11 protein-coding genes and 1 pseudogene are annotated in these 14,282 nt (G+C 40.7%); 7 read left to right on the top strand and 5 right to left on the bottom strand.

Going from position 1 to position 14,282, the window contains the following annotated elements; all coding sequences use genetic code 11:
- Window positions 1–423 precede the first annotated feature (423 nt).
- Entirely contained in the window at window positions 424–1,506 is a 1,083-nt protein-coding gene (gene psbA / locus CDC33_RS22120; protein WP_109007839.1) for a photosystem II q(b) protein, read from the top strand.
- A 201-nt stretch (window positions 1,507–1,707) separates the two neighbouring features.
- Window positions 1,708–1,956 (top strand): annotated as a pseudogene (locus CDC33_RS22125) (hypothetical protein); the annotation flags it as partial.
- A gap of 107 nt (window positions 1,957–2,063) precedes the next feature.
- Here CDC33_RS22125 and CDC33_RS22130 read toward each other — a convergent pair.
- The 4 genes from CDC33_RS22130 to CDC33_RS22145 form a co-directional block, all read right to left on the bottom strand.
- On the bottom strand, window positions 2,064–2,783 hold the full coding sequence (locus tag CDC33_RS22130) for a hypothetical protein (protein ID WP_109010714.1): 720 nt from the start codon (window positions 2,781–2,783) through the stop codon (window positions 2,064–2,066).
- Window positions 2,784–3,197: 414 nt separating this feature from the next.
- Window positions 3,198–3,509: an RNA-binding regulator gene (gene rbp, locus CDC33_RS22135; RefSeq protein ID WP_109010716.1), complete on the bottom strand. Its 312-nt coding sequence runs from the start codon at window positions 3,507–3,509 to the stop codon at window positions 3,198–3,200.
- Between the two features lie 394 nt (window positions 3,510–3,903).
- Window positions 3,904–4,764: a 3'(2'),5'-bisphosphate nucleotidase CysQ family protein gene (locus tag CDC33_RS22140; RefSeq protein ID WP_109010717.1), complete on the bottom strand. Its 861-nt coding sequence runs from the start codon at window positions 4,762–4,764 to the stop codon at window positions 3,904–3,906.
- Window positions 4,765–4,791: 27 nt separating this feature from the next.
- The gene (locus tag CDC33_RS22145) at window positions 4,792–5,685 is read right to left on the bottom strand and encodes a sugar kinase (protein WP_109010719.1); all 894 of its coding nucleotides are present in this window, start codon (window positions 5,683–5,685) and stop codon (window positions 4,792–4,794) included.
- 140 nt (window positions 5,686–5,825) lie between these two features.
- Here CDC33_RS22145 and rsmI point away from each other — a divergent pair, with 140 nt between their 5' ends.
- The 3 genes from rsmI (at window position 5,826) to CDC33_RS22160 (ending at window position 8,323) form a co-directional block, all read left to right on the top strand.
- The gene (gene rsmI, locus CDC33_RS22150; RefSeq protein WP_109010721.1) at window positions 5,826–6,686 is read left to right on the top strand and encodes a 16S rRNA (cytidine(1402)-2'-O)-methyltransferase; all 861 of its coding nucleotides are present in this window, start codon (window positions 5,826–5,828) and stop codon (window positions 6,684–6,686) included.
- 370 nt (window positions 6,687–7,056) lie between these two features.
- Entirely contained in the window at window positions 7,057–7,335 is a 279-nt protein-coding gene (locus CDC33_RS22155; protein WP_109010722.1) for a GlsB/YeaQ/YmgE family stress response membrane protein, read from the top strand.
- A gap of 58 nt (window positions 7,336–7,393) precedes the next feature.
- Complete coding sequence (locus tag CDC33_RS22160; RefSeq protein ID WP_109010724.1) at window positions 7,394–8,323, top strand: hypothetical protein; 930 nt, start codon at window positions 7,394–7,396, stop codon at window positions 8,321–8,323.
- A gap of 668 nt (window positions 8,324–8,991) precedes the next feature.
- Here the strand turns inward: CDC33_RS22160 and CDC33_RS22165 are convergent.
- Complete coding sequence (locus tag CDC33_RS22165; protein WP_109010725.1) at window positions 8,992–9,225, bottom strand: hypothetical protein; 234 nt, start codon at window positions 9,223–9,225, stop codon at window positions 8,992–8,994.
- 350 nt (window positions 9,226–9,575) lie between these two features.
- Between CDC33_RS22165 and CDC33_RS22170 the strand changes: the two genes are divergently transcribed.
- Both CDC33_RS22170 and CDC33_RS22175 read left to right on the top strand, forming a co-directional pair.
- On the top strand, window positions 9,576–13,220 hold the full coding sequence (locus tag CDC33_RS22170; protein ID WP_109010727.1) for a response regulator: 3,645 nt from the start codon (window positions 9,576–9,578) through the stop codon (window positions 13,218–13,220).
- A 441-nt stretch (window positions 13,221–13,661) separates the two neighbouring features.
- Window positions 13,662–14,273 carry a hypothetical protein gene (locus tag CDC33_RS22175; protein ID WP_109010728.1) on the top strand — a complete coding sequence of 204 codons (612 nt, stop codon included), beginning with the start codon at window positions 13,662–13,664 and terminating at the stop codon, window positions 14,271–14,273.
- Window positions 14,274–14,282 lie beyond the last annotated feature (9 nt).

Below are 14,282 nucleotides of genomic sequence, written 5' to 3' on the forward strand. Positions count from 1 at the left end.
GCCAGGGGTTATGCAAGTCAGTACTTTTCGCATGGAATGTATCCTACTTAAACACCATAGCAATCGTCTAATTTAGAGATATGCCATTTTGCCAAACAAAAAAAGCCCCCAGTGGTAAGCCGAGGGTTAATTTTTTTGGAATAGCGGTAATCTACAAAGCTATTATTCCCAGTCCAGTAGGCAATAGAACCAAAATAGAATAAAAATTTCTACAGCTATATATACAGTTGTGATGTCATACAAAAGATAGCTTCGGCGTATCCTAACCTCGTTGCTTACCTTTAAATAAGTAAAGCTAATAACGTATATCAGGTTTACTGAAGTAATAAAACTTGATTAAAAATTGTAAAGCATTGTAAAGTAGTTTCACAGGCAAAGACTTTACCGCCTGATTCATAAACAACTAACCGCACTTATAAAACCATGACAGCAACCTTACAACAGCGCTCAAGCGCCAACGTATGGGATAGATTCTGTGAGTGGATCACCAGCACCAACAACCGGATTTACATCGGTTGGTTCGGCGTAGTAATGATCCCCACCCTGCTAGCCGCCACCGCTTGCTTCGTAATCGCCTTCATCGCCGCACCTCCAGTAGACATCGATGGTATCCGTGAGCCAGTAGCAGGTTCCTTAATATACGGAAACAACATCATCTCTGGTGCAGTAGTACCTTCCTCCAACGCCATCGGTTTACACTTCTACCCAATTTGGGAAGCAGCATCTCTAGATGAGTGGTTGTACAACGGTGGCCCTTACCAATTGGTAATCTTCCACTTCTTGATCGGCGTATTCTGCTACCTGGGTCGTGAATGGGAACTATCCTACCGCTTAGGTATGCGTCCTTGGATTGCGATCGCATATTCTGCTCCAGTTGCAGCAGCAACCGCAGTATTCCTCGTATACCCAATCGGACAAGGTTCATTCTCTGACGGTATGCCTTTAGGTATCTCCGGAACCTTCAACTTCATGATCGTGTTCCAAGCAGAACACAACATCTTGATGCACCCCTTCCACCAACTAGGTGTAGCAGGTGTATTCGGCGGAAGCTTGTTTTCTGCAATGCACGGATCTCTTGTAACTTCTTCACTAGTTCGTGAAACCACCGAAACCGAGTCACAAAACTACGGTTACAAATTCGGTCAAGAAGAAGAAACCTACAACATCGTTGCAGCCCACGGCTACTTCGGTCGTCTAATTTTCCAATACGCTTCATTCAACAACAGCCGTTCACTGCACTTCTTCTTAGCAGCATGGCCTGTAATCGGCATCTGGTTCACCGCCTTGGGTGTAAGCACAATGGCGTTCAACTTGAACGGTTTCAACTTCAACCAATCAATTATTGATTCAAGCGGTCGCGTGATCAGCACTTGGGCTGATGTAATCAACCGGGCTAACTTGGGTATGGAAGTAATGCACGAGCGTAACGCTCACAACTTCCCCTTAGATTTGGCTGCTGGTGATGTTGCTCCTGTAGCAATGAGCGCTCCTGCTATCAACGGTTAATTCTGAAGTTTAGCTAATCTATAAGTAAAAGACGCTCTCCCGAAAGGGGGGGCGTTTTTGCATTGGGCTAATTGGTACATTTTTTGAGGTGCTATTGTTCAGAACTTAGGCAATAATTATCAAAAAGTAAATTTTACAGGTAATAATTGCTAGCAGCGCAGATAATTGCCTCAAAGCTCAACTATAAGGAGAAGCTAGGAAATGATTTTACACCGTGGGCGTAGGGTAGTAGCTGCTTTGTTGCTGTCAGTTTTATTACTGACAACAGCCTGTACTCCAAAAGCACCTGGACGTTTTGACCAGGCGCAAAAAGAAAGCACTCAACAAAAAAAGGGTCTTGCGGTTGCTAAAAATGCAACTCAGGGTAGCCAATTTAATAAACTTTTCCCTAATTCAGGCGATGGCTACCAGCGAGTCTATACCCAAGAGAAAAAAGGCTTTGCAGTCGCTTGATTGAGCGGGCGGTGGCTGAGATTTAGGTTGATTGGAAATGGGAAGCACAGCAAGAAGAACCAATGCCCCATGCCCAATGTCCCATGCCCAATAGCCCATAGCAATTAGGGTAAACGCAAATCTGCTGCGATCGCATATAAGTAAGGTTGAAAAATAGCTAAGTTTTCCAGTTTGTCAAACTTACCTGTTTGCGAACCTGGGTCAAAGGCAGTGGTAATTACATAAAGTTTATTGCCATCAAAAGCAACATGACCGATATGTTGCTCTTGTACTCCACCTTTTTGCTTGAGTCCGGCGAACCCATAGCGGATTCCCTGAAGCTTACCAACGGGTACTGGTTGGGGTGGGTAGGTTAAGAAAGTAATCTCTTTTCCATATTCACCCTGACGATCTTTCGCAAACGCAGCGTAGTGGTCTGCAACCCAAGCCTTGAGTGCTGCTAATACCTTGGTTTGGTATTTGGAACTTTGATAGTCTACTTGGGAACCAGGTGGAATACCGGTTGCTATGAGTTTCTTTTGGAAATCCTCGTTGTTTGCTAATGGGTAAACGTTAATCTCAACTGTACCCAAAAGTTCCCCTTTGGACGAAACACACAATAAAGGCGCATTTCCTTTACAAGGAGCAACTTGCCAATTCGTTGGAACAGCAGTATTTCCCAGTATTTTCTGCCAAATATTTCCCTCATTAGGGTTAGGAAGTTTCGCAACAGCAGGGGATTTTACCGCTTTGGGTGCAGAAAATTGGGGAAGAATAAATTTTGCTCCCAGTGGTATTAACACCAGCAAAATAAGACCTAATAATAAATGATAAAGTCGTAACATTTTCTTGAAAATCCAGAGCTAAGGATTGCAGACTAACGATATCTACAATACTTTATGGACATACAGGAAGATACATTTATATTGCTGCAAGTTCCGCAAATGGAACTCAACAAACTTATCACTCTTTATTACTTTAAAAAAATAAAATATTTGTAGGTTGGATTTAACAAAGTGAAACCCAACGAAACCAATGATTCTTAGTATTAGATTATCCTGCGGGAAGCCGCTTCTCTACGTTTCCTGCGGAACGCTGACGCGCAGCATGTCGCAGACAGCCGCTCTCGCGTTTGCGTCTACTGTCAACTAACGAGGGTAATACAGTATAGCTATAAAATATTCCAGCAGAGTGCAGCCTTTGGCTTTCTCTGCTGGAGACTCTAAATGTGAGAAAATATGAAATTTTTAGGAATCGACTTAGTAGCGATTATTGTTGCGGCGAGGACTAGCGCCACCCCAGCTACCACGAGAGGAACCGCTTTTTTCCTCACGAGGTTTAGCTTTGTTCACTTTCAAATCACGTCCCATCCACTCAGCACCATCAAGTGCATCAATGGCAGCTTGTTCTTGCGTGTCTGATTCCATTTCCACAAAAGCGAACCCACGCGGCCGGCCTGTTTCCCGATCTGTGGGTAGTTGAACACGATTTACTGTTCCGTATTCTGCAAAAGCCTGCTTTAGGTCCTCTTCTGTAACCTGATAGGACAGGTTTCCAACGTAAATTGACATAGAAATCTCCGAATTCAGGGAGTGTAGATAGTTAAATTCGGAGAGACACTTTTTAGAAATCAAAACGAGTTACTCAACCGAAAATAATCTTTATATCCATGAGTCTAGCACAGGCTTCAGGCTTTGAATATCGTCTTATTGTGAATTTTATTCACAAATCAAACCTTGAAGCAGGTCTGTAGACTTCTCCATTGACTGGCCTTTGTTACTTGTATTATACAAGTTACACTTTTAACATAAAACCGCAATCAACTAGCGATCGCGCTGCTATTTAGTGTTTTGAAAATTATGGTGTGGACTAAGGGGTAAAGATTATTATCGTTAGTCAGGCTAATCATAACATGGTTAACTCTCTTAAAAGCAAATTAAAAATATTCATCCTAAAATGCCCCGTTTAGCTATGCTCAAACTGAGCTAAAATCTTTTCTGCTTCTTTACACAGCACCTCGTGATATTCGCCGTTACTAGCGAGCAAACCTCCCCATTGATTGATATCACCAGTGTTATATTGCAATGGATTGCCATCAAAGTGGGTAAATTTACCACCTGCTTCTGTTAAAATCAATTCTGGTGCTGCCATATCCCAATCTTTGGGTGCAGACTTGCCGGAAAGGGAAATGTAGATATCTGCCTGTTGCTCGACTATAGTAGCGATTTTGCAACCTACACTGCCTACAGATTTTTGATTGTGACAGGGTAAGTTTTGTAGTAAGTGATCTAAGCGTTGGTTGCGGTGAGAACGACTAACGACTAAAGTTAAATCCTCAATTCGTTTGCCTATCGACACTTGTAAAGGAACACAACCATCACGAGTTTCTACAAATGTACCCCCGCCTTTGATAGCGTAATATAACTTTTTAGCCTCTGGGATTGCTACCACTGCCAAAACTGGGCGTTTTTCCTTGACTAAAGCAATATGAACTGCATAGTCTCCAGTTTTTTCAATAAAGTCTCGTGTGCCGTCCAAAGGGTCAATTATCCATACCCAAGGGGTGGAAGGCTCTGCTACACCAGTTGGAGATTGATAGGTTTCTTCGCTAATATAACCAAAATCTTCATTACCCAAAGTTGCTTGTAGTGTCTGCAAAATGTATTGACTCACAGCTACATCGGCAACGGTAACAGGTTCATTTTGTTTATATTGTACATCTAAATTAGGATCTTTTGCAGTCCCGTGATAATACGATCGCAGTATATCTGCTGCACCCCAACCTACCTCACGAGCGATCGCTAATATTTCTTTTAAGTCTTTCATTAAATTTGGCCTTATTAACTTGACTACTCAGCACTTTAAATCCATCCAGCGCCGAGTGCCAAAAAATTTACAGGAATCAGCAGCAATATTAGCTGCCAGTGCCAGTGCATCAGTAAAGCTTTCCTTTAAAATGTAATTACAAAAAGCACCGTGAAAAATATCTCCAGCCCCTAATGTATCAATTGCTTGAATCGCTGGCACATCTACGATACCAGTTTTGGTGCAACTCAAGTATTCAATTGGTTTTTGTCCGTGGGTAATGGCGATGTGAGGAATGTCAAATCCGCCCAAATAGGTAAAAACGTCTTCTCCAGTCTGGCAGTTAGGGGGGTAAAAATTAGCTGAACAGATGGCGTAATTTACAAACGGTAAAATTTGCTCAAATCCAGGCTTCCAACTCCCACCATCAATTACTACTGGAATATTCTTGGCTTTAGCCATTTGGGCTATGGCATAACTAACCGCCATTTGATGTCCATCAATCAGTACTATATCGACATTTTGCAAAATATCTGGCGGGATAGATGCGCTGTTGGCTTGAGTTTTGACAGCATTGATGGAAACTACAGCTCGTTCACCCGTAGCTTGGGTGACAATGATTGAGGAGACAGGCGGTGCTAAATCAGTGGTAGGCTCAAGGTCTGCGATCGCAACTTTGTAATTTGCCAAATCACCCCGAATTAGCTGCGTCATGGGGTGAGAACCCACTACACCCAAGACTGTAGCCTGATTTCCTAAATGGCTGAAAGTCACAGCCGCGTTTGTAGCTGGCCCCCCTGCTGCCACAGTATAGTCAGTAGCGACAATCTTCTGATTATTCTTAGGGGCATTAGCAAGGTAAATCAAATCTAAGGTTACTAAACCTACAAATAACCCACAATCCGATTTTGGATTTTGGATTTTGGATTTTGGATTATCCATTTGTCATATATTTTCGTATACGTGCATAAATTATTATTTTTAACTCTTGTACAGACGCGATGAATCGCGTCTCTCCTGTCTCTCCTGCACAGACGCGATTCATCGCGTCTCTACAAACTTTTAACTTGTACCTCTCTCTCATGCAAACCGATCCAAAACCAAGAACACTTTACGTTGTCGGCACACCAATTGGCAATCTGGAAGATATCACCTTTCGGGCAGTGCGAATTTTGCAGACTGTTGATATCATTGCTGCGGAAGACACTCGTCACACAGGGAAACTATTACAGCATTTTCAAGTTAAAACACCCCAGGTGAGTTACCACGAACATAATCGTACTAGCCGCATCCCAGAATTATTAGAGCATTTAGTGAACAATAAAGCGATCGCTCTAGTGAGTGATGCTGGTATGCCAGGAATTTCCGATCCTGGATATGAACTGGTGAAAGCCTGCATTGAGGCGGGAATTGCAGTAGTTCCTATTCCTGGCGCTAGTGCAGCAATTACGGCATTGAGTGCATCTGGATTACCAACGGATCGGTTTGTCTTTGAAGGCTTTCTCCCAGCTAAAAGTCAACAGAGACAGGAACATTTAGAATCTCTGCAAACGGAATCTCGCACATTGATTTTTTACGAATCGCCGCACCGTTTGCGAGATACTTTACAAGACTTAGCTCTTGTTTGGGGAAGCGATCGCCAAATTGTGTTAGGGCGGGAGTTAACTAAATTGTATGAGGAATTTTGGCGAGGGACAATTGCTGAGGCGATCGCTCACTATAATCAACGAGAACCCCAAGGTGAATATACATTAGTAGTGGCAGGAATTCCAGCTAGTCAGCCCCAACTCACAGAAGAGGAATTGAAAGCCGAATTGAAACAGTTAATTAGTCAGGGGATATCGCGATCGCAAGCTAGCCGTCAGTTAGCAAAATTTACCTCCCTTCCCCGTCGCCAACTTTATCAACTAGCTCTTTCTATAGTCCTCACTCCTGAATTGTGAGCAACTAATACCGCAAGGCGGAAGTCAACTCCTACAGGTAAGTCAAATGTTACGCATCATAATTGTATTCCAAGCTTCTTGCGCTATTGGCAATAGTATCTTTATTTACACTTAACATACTGAAACCGCTTTTGTAGAATCAGAATATTTGCAAAAGCGATGCTACTGACTCTAAGTTATGCACAACCGTAATTAAGAGCTAAATACTAACTTTATATATTCATCCTCAAAGACAAAGGAGTGAATATTCAAATGATATCTAAAGATTTTTGATATTAGTTCTCTAGATAGATCAGGAATTTTGGAGGAAAACTTTAATATGAAATAGTCAAAAGCAAACAAATAAGATTCTCAAGGAAGGAGAAATTCAATGGGTAACATTATTGCTTGGTTGGTTTTGGGTTTAATTGCAGGTGCGTTAGCTAAGTTATTTTATCCAGGAACCCAAGGTGGCGGTATTATCTCCACCATCATATTAGGAATACTTGGAGCAGTAGTCGGCGGTTATTTGGGTCAAACCTTACTGGGAAGTGGTTCGGCAGCAGCCGCATCTGCTGGAGCTTTCTCCCTTGGAAGTATTTTATTTGCTGTTCTTGGCGCTATGCTACTAATTTTCCTTTGGGGTTTACTGACTCGCCGAGCTGTGTAATTACCTCATATCAGCTAACACTCTTGGGAATTGCTTAAAGCTGCAATAAACCGATAAAATGGCATTACAAAAAGAGCGAACAACTATAGGAGTTTTCGCTAGGTGTTCCGACATAAAATTGGTAGTTCAGGAACTAAAAGCTTCTAATTTTCCCATGCACAAAGTTTCTATAATTGCACGGAATGTAGAAGAAAGCGATATTGCTAGTGTTGAAGTTAAAGTTCGCACTGGCAATAATACATCCTCAGAAGGGACTGAAGCCTTTACAAGTGGTATTTTAGGTGATGCTACTACCTTATTAGTAGGTTTAGTCTTCTGGGTAATTCCTGGTATAGGACGAGTCATTCTAGCCGGAGCAGAAGCAACTGAAATCGCTGCCGCTTTAACACGTGATTCGATCAATGCAACCGCAAGTGATTTGCATGGTGTACTGCTAGGTTTAGGAATTCCTAAAGAGCAAGGACAGGGTTACAGCGATCTAGTTGGCAAAGGTTACTATTTGATGATTGTAAACGGCATAGATATAGAGATTCGTCTTGCTAAAAAGATTTTTAATCGCCGTGATATTCAACAGTGGAGCATTTATGATCCATATTTGACCCCAAATAACCGCTATAAAAATGCAGTTGGTGTTTTTTCTACGCGCCAAGACACAGAAAAAGCACTTACTGAACTAAAAATAGCTGGCTTTCCTATGGCTCAAGTCTCGGTGATTGCTAAGGATACTAACATACTGAATGGTATTACTGAGGTAGATGTTAGCAGTTCTAACGATAACTATACTATTTTAGGAATTCCTGAGGATCTAGCTAGATATTATGAGCATCAAGTGACCATTGGCAATTACTTATTAATGGTAAATAGTACTGACATCTACATGGCAGGTGCAAAAGCTATTTTAGAAAATCACAACATTGAAAAGTTTTGCATCTATAGCCCATCTGTAGTTAATGCGAATACAAGCGATCGCCAGGTTATTAGTCAATAGGCTTGGGTTAATACCTGAAAAGCCAAAGTTGATCTTAAAAGATTTTACACCATATCGAAATTGTACATACATATTCACGATAATTTTTAGGAAAATATACTGTTTTTCCTAGAAATCACATAATCACCTAAATATAATTTGCCTTGTAAAACTTTAAGTAAGTTTCCCCAAAAATCAATACTGTTTTAGAAAACTAAAATTAACTAGATAAGGGTAATTAAACATAAGATAAAACCTCAGCCTTAATCCCTTTCCTTAGTAAGTAGAGGGAACCGAAAATTGGGGTAACTTTTATATTTAATTTGACCATTGATAATATGATAATAAATGCTATACCACTAGTTTATGCATAACTTTAGGGGATTATTAATTACGACTTTTGGGTAGTATTACCAGAACTTTTAATCAGCGCTAAAAGCTGTTTAAGCATTACAAAAAATCTTCAGCGATTATTAAATTAATTAATATCCTTAAATTAGTTTTTTTTAACAAAAATCATCTTATACCAATTTAATATGAAGCTGCACTAAATGAGTAACTCTCTATTCTTGGCGCTCTTCTATAAAAAGACGCTACGCGTTGCCGGAAGCCTCTCTAAGAGTTGGCGTACTTGGTGGTTTGTTTAATATTCTGTGCATCTTCATACAGAATTGGTATTAAGGTGGAATTTAAGCTGCAACAGGATCATTTTGGGGTAAGATAATATCTGTTTCAAATAGTAAAATTGCAGTTTCATAACCAATTCTAGCAATTTCTGGCTCTGAACCCATTTCCCTTTCTATGAGATATGACCAGTATCCAGAGTTAGGACAGTATTGGATTATGGTTCCAAATCCACCTATAAATTCTATCTTTTGTCCTTTGTAAAATTTTGGTCTTGTTAGGTCAAGTACTGCGCTCATAAAAACCACCATTCTGTTAGTGGAACTCTATTATTTAATTTATAATATAATCTGATAACAAGGATTTCATGATCTATCACAAGATTAAAGAAAAGAACTGATGGCTGTTCCTTTGGAAATAAGTTATACTATCTCCAGCTATAATATTAAGCTAAATATCAAAATTTTATAAAATTATATTGTTATGATAATTTTTTACAAAAAAAAGTTAACATTATATAGATAGTGGTTAAAAATATTTGGAGTGTAAAACTTAGACATATACAAAGTAAATTGCTTATATTTGTATAGCTAAAACATAATCCAAATAGTGCCAAGAATATATATTATTGGAATTTCTGTCTGGAATAATGTTGAAAAGTTTGAAGATTGGAACCAAAATTGGAATTAGTTTTGCCCTGAGTTTGGCAACTCTGGCCACTATTGGTCTAATCTCCTACCAAAGCACCAATGAGCTAATTGAAACTTCGGCAAGAGAAAGCCATACCTACCAGGTGTTAAGTGAGCTTGAAGACCTCAATTTGCAACTGACAAATGCTGAGACTGGGCAACGAGGTTACATTATTACAGGAGAACAGCGCTATTTAGAACCTTATAATGCTGCTATTGAAGTACTAAATCAAAAAGTCAATGAACTTCAAAGGTTAACAGCAGATAACCTCAACCAACAAAATCGCCTTGATATTTTGCAGCCATTACTAACCGAGAGAATGGCTGTAATGAAAGATGTCATTGAGCTACGGCAAAGCCAAGGCTTAGAAGCTTCCCAAAAAGCTGTCCTTACAGACCAGGGTAAGCAGCTGATGGATAATATTCAGAAAGTTATTCAGGCGATGAAAAATGAGGAGAATGCACTGTTGAAACAGCGCTCTCAAAGAGCGCAAGCAGCTGCTCAAAAAACGATCGCCACCATTGTATATAGTATTCCCTTATTTTCTTTGATCTTAGCTTTAATCGGATTCGTTTTGACCAGACATATTTCAGCACCGCTAAAGCAAGTTTCTGATTTGGCAGAAAAAATGGCGGATGGGAATTTATTGGTGAGTTTACCAGATAGCGATCGCCAGGATGAAATTGGTGTGTTGACACGCACCTTCAACCAGATGATCGTTAATTTGCGAAACACAAATCAAAAAAATGACGAGCAAAATTGGCTAAAGTCTAACTTAGCTGAATTTACCCAGATGCTCCAAGGGCATCGAAATCTAGAAACTGCGTCTCGCCTAATTTTGTCAAATTTAGCACCACTAGTTGGGGCATCGCAGGGCGTTTTTTATTTCATGGACTCAATAGACAACGAGCCTGTACTTAAGCTATTGAGTAGCTATGCTTACAAAGAGCGAAAAAATCTGGCAAATCAGTTTCGTTTGGGTGAGGGATTGGTGGGACAATGTGCCTTAGAAAAACAAAGAATCCTGCTAACAGAAGTTCCTAGTGACTATATTCGTATCAGTTCCGGCTTGGGAGAAGCTCCACCGCTAAATATTATTGTTTTGCCTATACTTTTTGAGACGCAGGTGAGTGCTGTAATTGAACTGGCATCATTTGGGTCTTTCAGCCATCTGCATCTGACATTTTTAGAGCAATTGAGTGAAATTCTGGGTGTATTTTTAAATAATATCGCCTCACAATTGCAAACTCAGCGACTACTTGAAGAGTCTGTTGCCTTAACAGAAGAACTACAAAACCAGCAAGAAGAACTACAGCACAGCAATCAACGCCTGGAAGAACAGGCGCAAGAGTTGGAGGAATCGCAATTTCTTGTCAAGCAGTCTAACGAGGAATTACAGCAACTAAATGAGGAGCTAGAAGAAAAGGCAGAATTATTAGAATTTCAAAATCGGGAAGTTGCCCGCAAGAACCAGGAAGTTGAGCAAGCGAGGCAGTCTTTGGAACAAAAAGCTGAACAACTGGAGTTGTCTTCCAAATACAAGTCAGAATTTTTGGCGAATATGTCCCACGAGTTACGGACGCCGCTAAATAGCCTGTTAATTTTAGCAAGGCTGCTAGCAGATAACTCCCTTAACAACTTGACCGACAAACAGGTAGAGTACAGTCGGACTATTTACTCAGCTGGGACTGATTTGTTGGAATTGATCAATGACATTCTAGACTTGGCAAAAATTGAGTCGGGTACTATGTCGCTTGATATTGAGCAAATTGCTCTTGCAGATTTGGAGACATCTTTAGAGCAGACTTTCCGGCAAGTTGCCCACAATAAAGAACTCAGCTTTACTATTGAACGAGATGAAAAATTACCACCGACAATTTATAACGACTCCAAACGTCTGCAACAGGTGCTGAAAAATCTCCTAGCTAATGCCTTTAAGTTTACAGAACAAGGAGGCGTGAAATTACAAATTGGCATAGCAACGAAGGCAGACGAAGTTGATAATGCCATGATTGCTTTTGCAGTTAGCGACACGGGTATAGGCATTCCAGAGGAGAAGCAAAAGATTATTTTTGAGGCATTTCAGCAGGCAGATGGCACAACCAGCCGCAAATACGGGGGAACAGGCTTAGGCTTGTCCATTAGCCGCGAACTGGCTCAACTGTTGGGCGGGAGAATAGAAATAGTCAGCCAACCAGGGCAGGGAAGCACCTTCACCCTTTTCTTGCCCAGGCGACACGAAGGGAAAGATAAAAATAGTCTTACTCCATCACTTTCTGGGCCAATCAGCTCTATGCGTGCAGCATCGCTCATCAAAGAAGTGCCTTTAGTAGTGGAAAACAGACCCACAATAGACATTTCTCCATCGCCGAAAGTCCTTGTCAGCTTACCCAACGATATCCCAGATGACCGGGAAATCATTCAACCGGGCGATCGCATTTTGCTAATTATCGAAGATGATGATAAATTTGCCCGCATCTTACTTGATATGGCCCGTGAGCAGGGCTTTAAAACTATTGTTGCCTTACAGAGCAAACAAGGTTTAGCACTAGCGCAAGAGTTTAAGCCCGATGCAATTATGCTAGATATCCACATGCCAGAGATGGATGGGTGGACAGTGCTAGATCGTCTGAAACATAAGCCAGACACCAGACACATACCAGTACATATACTTTCTGTTGATGAAAGACAGCAACGGGGATTACAGCTAGGAGCGATTACCTATCTACAAAAACCCGTTTCTCCAGAAGCGCTAACTCAGGTCTTAACTGAGATTAAAGGCTTTATTGAGCGTCAGGTAAAAAATCTCTTAATCGTAGAAGATGACCCCGTACAAGCCCAAAGTATTATCGAACTGATCGGTAATGGCGATGTTCATAGTACAGCAGTGGGTACAGGGGCAGAAGCCCTCTCGATTTTGCGATCGCATCACTTTGATTGTATGGTACTCGATCTTGGCCTGCCCGATATGAGCGGCTTTACACTAATTGAGCAAATAAAGCAAGAATCCAGGCTTTTAAAACTGCCGATCATTGTTTACACCGGCAAAGAACTCAGCCGACAAGAAGAAACGCAACTGCGGGGACTAGCAGAAACAATTATCATTAAAAATGTGCGATCGCCAGAGCGTTTGTTAGATGAAACTGCCCTGTTTTTGCATCGGGTACAAGCAAATTTGCCTCCGCCAAAGCGGCAAATACTAGAGCAACTACACCAAAACGATCCGGTGCTGGCGAATCGGACAATTTTGATTGTAGATGATGACCTCAGAAATATTTTTGCCCTCACCAGCTTTTTAGAAAGCTATCAAATGCAAGTGCTGTTTGCCGAAAACGGCAGAGATGGCATAGAGAAACTGCAAACTAATCCTGAGATTAATATAGTTTTGATGGACATTATGATGCCGGAAATGGATGGTTACGAAACCACCCGCGCCATCCGCCAGCAGCAACAGTTTCGCTCATTACCAATAATTGCTTTAACTGCTAAAGCCATGCCAGGCGATCGCGAAAAGTGCATCGAAGCTGGAGCCTCTGACTACATCACTAAACCTGTAGATACTGAGCAACTGCTTTCACTGCTCCGGGTTTGGTTGTATAAGTAAGAGAGTGGGGAGTGGAGAATAGGTTTAATTAAAAGTTACAGCAGAATTCACAATTCAGAATTCAGGAGCAGAACCCGCTTTATACTTGGGTAACACACTTAGCGGGAGCAAGGCAATTTTGTAAAGCCGGATTAAAAACCAGCGATGCCTGCGGCAGGCATCGCCTACGCTAAAACACATAATATATCAACCCAAAGTTATTTTATTAACATTAAAGGTACTGATAAAACATGGCAATTAAGCCTGAGAGATGCTTCAGGCGCTTTTAATCCATATCACTATGTAAGTCTATACCATTGCTAAATAATATTGACTATAGATAATCATAGTTTATTTACCATAAAAGGTTAAGTTTTGTAAAATATATGCTGCTAATAAACGGTTGTCCGAGGTAATGTTAGTTGACTACAAAATCAACGCAGTGATTTTTTACTATCAACTATGAAGACTGTAAGTAAGGTAATTGCTTGTAGTACAGCTTTAACATTAGGTATTACACCTAACTGCCTTGCTAGTACTTTCACTCCGGTTAATTGGACAATATCTGGATCAGGAACAACTAATACCCAGCAAGTCAATCTAGATGAATATAATTTAAGTTATAATCTACCTGGGACAGAGGGTTTTGATACAAAGACTTGGACAATTTCGACAGTAGCAAATGCTGATGGTGATTATGCTTTTGACTGGAACTATACAGGTTTCCATTCTTACTTCAATGTAACAGCCTTCCTGAATACTTTTAATCCAAACACAACTTTATACAGTGCTGGGCCGAGTAACTGCTGTAGTTCCCCATCTGCTGGATTTAATGAATCTGGTAGCTTTACTTTTAGCAATATTTCTGCTGGTCAGACATTTGGCTTTACATTAGGTGGTAGTCATTTTGATTCTGCACTTAGACTTGAAGGAAATTTAAATTTAAAACAAATTGCCGCTCCAGTTTCTGTCCCCGAAAATAATTCTATCGTTCCTCTAATTACTCTGGGATTATTTGGAGCTTATAGCACTTTAAGAAAAAGAGAGCTACAAACTAAATTAACTAGAGTTTAGAAATTACAA

This window comes from Nostoc commune NIES-4072 (assembly GCF_003113895.1).
GTDB classification, from domain to species: Bacteria; Cyanobacteriota; Cyanobacteriia; order Cyanobacteriales; family Nostocaceae; genus Nostoc; species Nostoc commune.

Excerpts from the sequence above, each read along its gene's own strand:
- psbA (WP_109007839.1), top strand. The coding sequence starts at position 424 with ATGACAGCAACCTTACAACAGCGCTCAAGCGCCAACGTATGGGATAGA.
- CDC33_RS22175 (WP_109010728.1), top strand. The coding sequence starts at position 13,662 with ATGAAGACTGTAAGTAAGGTAATTGCTTGTAGTACAGCTTTAACATTA.
- CDC33_RS22145 (WP_109010719.1), bottom strand. The coding sequence starts at position 5,685 with ATGGATAATCCAAAATCCAAAATCCAAAATCCAAAATCGGATTGTGGG.
- CDC33_RS22170 (WP_109010727.1), top strand. The coding sequence starts at position 9,576 with ATGTTGAAAAGTTTGAAGATTGGAACCAAAATTGGAATTAGTTTTGCC.
- rsmI (WP_109010721.1), top strand. The coding sequence starts at position 5,826 with ATGCAAACCGATCCAAAACCAAGAACACTTTACGTTGTCGGCACACCA.
- CDC33_RS22130 (WP_109010714.1), bottom strand. The coding sequence starts at position 2,783 with ATGTTACGACTTTATCATTTATTATTAGGTCTTATTTTGCTGGTGTTA.
- rbp (WP_109010716.1), bottom strand. The coding sequence starts at position 3,509 with ATGTCAATTTACGTTGGAAACCTGTCCTATCAGGTTACAGAAGAGGAC.
- CDC33_RS22165 (WP_109010725.1), bottom strand. The coding sequence starts at position 9,225 with ATGAGCGCAGTACTTGACCTAACAAGACCAAAATTTTACAAAGGACAA.
- CDC33_RS22155 (WP_109010722.1), top strand. The coding sequence starts at position 7,057 with ATGGGTAACATTATTGCTTGGTTGGTTTTGGGTTTAATTGCAGGTGCG.
- CDC33_RS22160 (WP_109010724.1), top strand. The coding sequence starts at position 7,394 with ATGGCATTACAAAAAGAGCGAACAACTATAGGAGTTTTCGCTAGGTGT.
- CDC33_RS22140 (WP_109010717.1), bottom strand. The coding sequence starts at position 4,764 with ATGAAAGACTTAAAAGAAATATTAGCGATCGCTCGTGAGGTAGGTTGG.